Below are 228 nucleotides of genomic sequence, written 5' to 3' on the forward strand. Positions count from 1 at the left end.
AGGATACGTCTGCCTTCTGATTATAATCAGACAGAGTATCAAAAGGCGAAACCTCCGCAATGCGGAGGTTTCTTTTTAAAGAGACAGAATCAGGCCATTACTACCCTGTCCGCCATGGCTTCTCGCCAGCCTCCCAGCCATTGTGACCTTTGATTCAGCGTCTGATAGGGACACATTTCTTTTGAGCGTCCGGCGATACCGGCCTGATAACCACGTTGATGTGCCCGT

1 protein-coding gene is annotated in these 228 nt (G+C 50.0%); it reads right to left on the reverse strand.

Translation table 11 applies throughout. The annotated features are described in order from the left end of the window. Positions 1–89: 89 nt before the first annotated feature. The coding region (rmf, locus tag SB756_RS36430) for a ribosome modulation factor (protein WP_410914121.1) at positions 90–228 on the reverse strand (139 nt) is incomplete at its 5' end.

The sequence above is a fragment of the Pseudomonas sp. SIMBA_068 genome (assembly GCF_046534705.1).
GTDB classification, from domain to species: Bacteria; Pseudomonadota; Gammaproteobacteria; order Pseudomonadales; family Pseudomonadaceae; genus Aquipseudomonas; species Aquipseudomonas putida.